This is a genomic window from Corynebacterium sp. LK33 (assembly GCF_014334955.1).
GTDB lineage: Bacteria > Actinomycetota > Actinomycetes > Mycobacteriales > Mycobacteriaceae > Corynebacterium > Corynebacterium jeikeium_D.
This window is the reverse complement of sequence record NZ_PDGU01000003.1, coordinates 1-6710: the sequence shown is the minus strand read 5'-3', so window position 1 is coordinate 6710 and position 6710 is coordinate 1. Positions and strand designations below refer to the sequence as shown.

Annotated in this window: 7 protein-coding genes; all 7 read left to right on the top strand. The window is 58.2% G+C overall.

Annotated elements, in window-relative coordinates:
• A partial coding sequence (locus CRD20_RS00740; protein WP_187404674.1) for an IS30 family transposase occupies positions 1-535 on the top strand: 535 nt, incomplete at its 5' end.
• A gap of 285 nt (positions 536-820) precedes the next feature.
• Entirely contained in the window at positions 821-1972 is a 1152-nt protein-coding gene (locus tag CRD20_RS00735; RefSeq protein ID WP_070603188.1) for a hypothetical protein, read from the top strand.
• Between the two features lie 6 nt (positions 1973-1978).
• A complete protein-coding gene (locus CRD20_RS00730; protein ID WP_187404673.1) occupies positions 1979-3610 on the top strand; it encodes a VWA domain-containing protein in 1632 nt (543 codons plus the stop codon).
• The gene (locus CRD20_RS00725) at positions 3597-4256 is read left to right on the top strand and encodes a hypothetical protein (protein WP_070643230.1); all 660 of its coding nucleotides are present in this window, start codon (positions 3597-3599) and stop codon (positions 4254-4256) included. Before CRD20_RS00730 ends, CRD20_RS00725 begins: the two co-directional genes overlap by 14 nt.
• Positions 4246-4419 carry a Trm112 family protein gene (locus CRD20_RS00720; protein WP_005511714.1) on the top strand — a complete coding sequence of 58 codons (174 nt, stop codon included), beginning with the start codon at positions 4246-4248 and terminating at the stop codon, positions 4417-4419. Before CRD20_RS00725 ends, CRD20_RS00720 begins: the two co-directional genes overlap by 11 nt.
• Positions 4420-5070 (top strand): DNA-3-methyladenine glycosylase, encoded by a 651-nt coding sequence (locus CRD20_RS00715; RefSeq protein WP_187404672.1) that lies wholly within the window; start codon positions 4420-4422, stop codon positions 5068-5070.
• 12 nt (positions 5071-5082) lie between these two features.
• Positions 5083-6387, top strand: a complete 1305-nt coding sequence (gene tyrS, locus CRD20_RS00710) for a tyrosine--tRNA ligase (RefSeq protein ID WP_187404671.1) — start codon at positions 5083-5085, stop codon at positions 6385-6387.
• Positions 6388-6710: the final 323 nt, after the last annotated feature.

The window sequence follows — 6710 nt, the reverse complement described above, 5'->3', positions numbered from 1 at the left end:
TCATGATGCCAATATTTCACTTCGCCCAGCCGAAGCCAATGATCGTGCGGTACCCGGTCATTGGGAAGGCGATTTGATTATTGGCGCAGATGGCACCAGTGCTTTAGCGACGTTGGTGGAACGCCGCAGCAGGTTTGTGCTGCTCGGCAGACTCGGCACTGACCATACTGCCGCCAGTGTCAATGAGGTGATGGTACGGATGATTCGTCGGCTCAAAGAGTCGATGGACACCACGATTTCGACGTTGACCTGGGATCAGGGAGTGGAGTTTGCCAAACACACGGAGTTTTCTGTCGCGGAGAATATCCAGGTGTTTTTCGCCGATCCGCATTCGCCGTGGCAGCGAGGTAGCAATGAGCGGATGAATCGGGATATCCGGTTTTATTTCCCCAAAGGCACCAACTTTACCGATGTCACCGACCAAGAGGTCGCCGAGGCGGAAGCATTGCTGAATAACCGGCCGCGGGTAGTGCTCGACGGGTTAACTCCCCGGGAGGTAATCTCTGGTGTTATCCATGATGCAATGACCGCCTGACCCTACCGGGCCCTTTTTGTCATAAACGCAGTCAGTAACTCGGATCGACCCGCCGCCGTCAGTCATAAACGCAGTCCGTAACTCGGATTGCCCCGCCGCCACCAGTAAACCCGTAATGCCAGGGTGCCCCCGAAGTGACGCAGATTACTGATTATTTCTATATCTGTTGCCAGGTTTGACCGGGTCTCTTACCATAATTTCATGGCGGAAAGTACGCGGTCGAGCGGTGGAAATCGCAGCTCACGAGATAAAAATAAAAATCAGAGTGGTAGCAAGAAAGGGTGCATGGGCCCGGGGGCAATTCTTGCAGTCATTTTGATTGTCATCGCGACTGTTGCAGTCTATGTCGGTCGCGGCGGTAGTATTCCAGGTTTTTCTGGTGGCAGCTCCGGAGGAAACCGTGATTTCTTCGGTGGTGAAAAGACTGTCGTCAAGGCGATTGTTGGCTCTGAGAAGAAGCCCTTCTTCGAAGACGAAGAGGTCCAGAAGGCTCTTGCCTCTCACGGCTATACGGTGGAAGTAAAGACGGCGGGTTCGCGTCGGATGGCCACGGATGTGGATCTGGATTCCTTCGACTTGGCATTCCCGTCGTCGGCACCGGCAGCGGAGAAAATTGCCGAGAAAATGAGCGGCGCTGAGCGGTACGACGTCTTCTACACACCGATGGCGATCGCTACTTTCGACAACATCTTGCAGGCGTTGGAGCGGGAAAATGTTGCTCGCCAACAGGGCAATACGTGGCAGGTAGATATGGCGGCGCTGGCCACGATGCAGCACGACAATGTCCGCTGGCGTGACTTCGCGGAGAACGATTATCCGTCGCCACGCACGGTGCAGATGTCCACGACGGACATTCGTTCGTCGAACTCGGCCGCGATGTACTTGTCGCTCATGTCTTGGATTACCAATGAAGGCCGGATTGTGTCCGACAATGGGCAGGTTAATGCGGTCTTGCCAGAGCTCACCCCGCTGTTCACCGGCCAGGGGTACACGGAATCCTCATCAGCTGGGCCATTTTCGGACTACCTCTCGCAGGGTGTCGGTTCGAAGCCAATGGTGATGGTTTACGAGTCGCAGTTCCTGGGGGAGAACAGTGCCTCGAACAGCCGGTTGAAGCCGGAAATGCGCCTGGCGTATCCATCGCCGACGATTCTGAGTACTCACGTGGCGCTGGGTTTTAACGACAATGGAGCTGCGGTCGCACGGCTCCTCGCCGAAGACCCTGAGCTTCAGACGCTGGCGGCCAAGCACGGTTACCGATCCAGCCAGCCTGAGGCGATGGAGGAATTCCAGACGCAGTTGAAGACGGGCCAGGAGGTCTCCACCGATTTTGTGGACTCCATTGATCCGCCGAGTTTCGACATCCTCGAGCAGCTTATTGAGGGTGTTTCCCGTGGATACCAGAGCCCTCCGAGGCCGGAAACGGAAGAGGGGTAAAGCCGAATGAACATGGATAAGGCACCAACTGCCCTCGGCAAAATGCTTCTTGCCCTCGTCGGCGTGCTCGGCATCTTCGCTGTCGCGGCCTGCTCCGACGGTGGCCTGAACCTGCCGCTGGGCTCAGACGATGACAAGACGAACAAGATCAACGTCGATTCTGATCTCAAGGGCTCGACTATGCGCATCGCCGGGGCCACGGAGCTTGCAGAGCTCCAGCCACTGATGCAAAAGGCCTCCGACGACCTCGGTTTTACTATTAACCTTGAGCTTCTCGACGGCACCGTGAAGAACAGCCACGCGCTTGTCGCAGGCGAATTCGACAACGACTTTGATGCCACTTGGTTTGCTACCAACCGGTACGTTGATCTGCTCGGTGGGGCTGACAAGCTGGGCGAAGCCAAGAAAGTCGCCACCTCACCCGTAGCGTTCGGTATCCATTCGGCGAAGGCTCGGGAGCTCGGTTGGGATACCAAGCAGCCGACGTGGGCTGAGATCGCGGAGGCTGCGTCGTCAGGCAAATTGACCTACGGCATGACCAACCCCGCGGAATCGAACTCGGGCTTCTCGGGCGTGGTGTCGGTTGCGACCGCGTTCGCCGACACCGGATCGGCGCTGACTACGGGGGATATCAATCGCATCACGCCTGAACTGCAGAAGTTCTTCGAGGGGCAGAAGATGACCTCGGGTTCGTCGGGGTGGCTGCGTGACAAGTTCCTGGATGAGCCGGACTCCGTCGACGCGCTGATCAACTATGAAGCTGTGTTGCAGCAGATGAACAAAGAGGGCGCTGACCTGGAAGTTGTTGTTCCGAGCGACGGCGTCATTAGTGCGGATTACCCGCTGACGCCACTAGCTCAGCCGGCTAACGACCTTGCCGCGCGGCAAACGGAGGCACTCGGGCAGTGGCTGGAAGCGAATTCGCAGGTTCTCGCCGATCACTTCCTTCGCCCGGTCTCCGATGATGCCAACCTGCCGGAAAGCATGACCAACAGCGTGATCATCGAGCTGCCGTTCCCGGGTGATCGCGCAGTCACGGATCGTCTCATCGAGGCCTACGACAATGACCTGCGCGTGCCCGGAGAGTCAGTCTTTGTTCTCGACACCTCCGGTTCAATGTTCGGTGAGCGCATCGCTGATCTACAGGCGACAATGCGCGCAATCGTCGACGGCAGTGCACGCACCGAAACGGGAAGCGTGGGATTGCGAAACCGTGAGATCGCGACGATCCTGCCGTTCAGTACGAGCGTCGGCGAGCCCACGACCACGACAATTGACGGCCCGGAATCGCGCGCGCAGCTCACCGCCGCCGTCGATGGTCTGTACGCAGAGGGCGAGACGGCGCTTTACGACGCACTGATTCAGGCCTTCGACCTTCTCGGCAGCTCGGATAAGAACTCCATCCCGTCTATCGTGGTGTTGACCGATGGTCAGGTGACGTCGGGCAAGAGCTTTGCGGAATTCCGTGATTTCTACCAGTCCAAGGGCGGGAATCTGCCGCCGGTATTCGTCATCCGCTATGGAGAGGCGGATCCGGGAGAAATGCAGGAACTTGCGAACCTGACTGGTGGTAAGGTCTTTGAATCCCGTGAGACCGAGCTTGCTGATGTGTTCAAGGAGATTCGTGGCTACCAGTAAATCCTCCGGCACTTCCTCCGGCACTTCTTCTGGCGGTGGCTTTCTCAACAGTCCCGCCAACATTGTCGGGCTCATCCTTGCCATCGCCGTCGTGCTGCTGCACCTGACCGTGGGGCTTGGTTTCCTGTGGCCGGTTGTTGCGATTGCCGCCTGGGGCGCGTCGGTTGCGCTGTTGCCGAGGCAGAGCAAAGGGGCTCAGAAGTCCGTTAGCTCGGCGCCGAAGCCTGAGGTCCCACAGCGTCGCCCGCTCAATCCATCTGAGCTGCGTAGGAATCTTCACCGGACATTGGGCAGGCTTTTCGATGCCCAGCCTGGCGAAGCTCTTGGCAACGCCGCAAATGACCTGGGTGCGACGCTGGAATCCGTCCTGAGCGAGTGGAAGTATCTCAAAGATTATCCCGAGCAGAAGGTGGTCATCGGCGGCATTATCCAGGAGTACTTGCCGCAGACAGTCAACTCCTACCTCGCGGTCCCGGAGCGTCTGCGTCACAAAGCCGAGAATCCGGCTCGGGAATCCATCGACCTGCTGCATTCCGCGGTTCAGAAGATCCAGGATGCAATCGGTCAGGACAACCTGATTGCTTTGGAAGGTCAGCGTGACACCCTGGCAATTCAGTTCGGTAAGGTAGTGGACTATGAGCCTTGATCCGAAACTCCTTGATATCCTCGCTTGCCCGCGTGACAAGGGGCCGCTTGAATACCTCGAAGATGAGCAGGTGCTGGTCAATCCTCGCCTGAAGATCGCCTACCGCATCGACGAAGGCATTCCGGTCATGCTTTCCGACGAAGCTATCGCCTGGGACAAGTAATTGCCTTTCCCGCTTCCCGACGGCTACAGCGCCCTCGACCGCACTGTGCTGTCGGGAGCTCCCATTGAGGCTGCGAAGACACTGCTCGGCCGCGTAATTGTCATCCCCGCTGAGCATGTTATCGCCACCATCACGGAGGTCGAGGCCTATGGTGGCCCAGTTGACCAGCGCTATCCCGACCCGGCCGCGCACTGCTTCATGGGGCCAACCGCACGCAATCGCGCCATGTTTGGCCCGGCGGGACATTGGTATATCTACCGCTCCTACGGCATCCACTTTTGTGCCAATATCACCAGCGCTACGGACGGCACGGGCGGGGGAGTATTGGTCCGTTCCGTACGCATTGAGCAGGGCCTGGATGCGGTGCGCCGTCGCCGCGGTGAAAAGCCAGCAGTTGCGGGTCTCGGACGTGGTCCGGGCAATGTTGGTCAGGCGCTTGGCCTTGACTTAAATGACTATGGGGCAGATGCGCTGGATCCGTCGTCACGCGTGTTCGTGGCGCAGCCAGTGAACGCCGATTCGGTTAGAGACATCCACGCAGGCCCGCGCGTGGGTGTTCGGCGAGCGGCGAATCGGCCTTGGCGGCTGTGGCTTCCGGACGATTCCGTTTCAGCCTATCGTCGCCACAAGAAGGCCGTTGAGGAGTTCTAGGTCACCCTCGCGGTGAACGTCGGCAAGCGAGACGTTACGATAGGGGACGTGACTGAACAGAACATTATCGACGAACTACAGTGGCGTGGCCTGATTAATCAGTCCACCGATGTTGACGCGCTGCGCGAGGCGTGCGAAAGCCCCATTACTCTGTATTGCGGTTTTGACCCAACGGGCGATTCGCTGCACGCGGGCCACCTGGTTCCGATGATCATGTTGCGTCGTTTCCAGCTTGCCGGTCACCACCCAATTGCACTGGCAGGCGGTGCTACGGGCTTCATCGGCGATCCGCGTGATGTCGGTGAGCGTTCGATGCTCAGCCAGGACACTATTGAGCACAACCTGGAGGCCATCAAGGGCCAGCTGCGTCGTTTTATTGACTTTGAGGGCGAGGCCCCGGCGACGATGGTCAATAATGCGGACTGGACTATGAACATGTCCGTCATTGACTTCCTTCGCGATGTCGGCAAGAACTTCTCCCTCAACACCATGCTCGACCGCGACACTGTGAAGCGTCGCCTCGAGTCCGACGGCATCTCCTACACCGAGTTTTCCTACATGCTGCTGCAGTCCAACGACTACGTGCAGCTGCGCCGCAACTACGATTGCGTGCTGCAGATTGGCGGCGGTGATCAGTGGGGCAACATCGTCTCTGGTGTCGATTTGAACAGGCGTATCGACGGCGCCAAGGTGCACGGCCTGACCGTGCCGCTGGTGACCGATGCGCAGGGTCAGAAGTTCGGTAAGTCTACCGGTGGCGGCAAACTGTGGCTGGATGCTGAAAAGACCTCGCCGTACTCCTGGTACCAGTACTTCCTCAACACTGGTGACTCGGTTGTTATTGACTACCTGCGTTGGTTCACCTTCCTGTCTCAGGAAGAGATTGCTGAGTACGAGGTCGCTGTTGCGGAGCGTCCGTTCAAGCGTGAGGCGCAGCGTCGTCTGGCTCAGGAGATGACCAACCTGGTTCACGGCGAAGAGGCCACCAAGGCTGTTGAGCTGGCAGCGCAGGCCCTGTTTGGTCGCGCGGAGCTGACCGAGCTGGACGAGGCCACCCTGGCGGGCGCCGTCTCCGAGACTGAGGTTGCGGAGATTGCTGAGGGCGAGCCGCGAACTGTTGTCGACCTTCTCGTTGCTGCGGGTCTTGCCAAGTCGAAGGGCGAAGCACGCCGCACCATTAAGGAAGGTGGCGCATACGCCAATAACCAGCGCATCGAGGACGAAGCGTGGGAGCCGGCTGCCGAGGACCTGCTGCACGGCAAGTGGATCGTGCTGCGCCGCGGCAAGAAGAACTTTGCTGGTGTGAAGTTCGTGTAAGTGCTGGTTGGTCTTTGTGTAGGTGCGCTGCTGATCTCTAGATCAATTGGTGTTTATGCAGCTTGATTCCTTTTAGGTAGCTGGGCTAGGGCTCTGGGCAGTCTAGGGGATTGATGATTTCAGAATCATTGACTCCTGGTCAGTCCGGAGCCTTAGTTGTTTTAAAGGGAGCGTAGAAGCCGAAGCAAAGTCGGTAGCGATGAGCGAAAGCTCCCGGCTTTCGTCACGGTGTGGGGACTGTCGGTCCTAATGAATCGTTCTACTCCACAGGAAAAACGCTAGTTCATATCCATCTACCTGGGGTTTTGTGTCTTTGGGTGGGG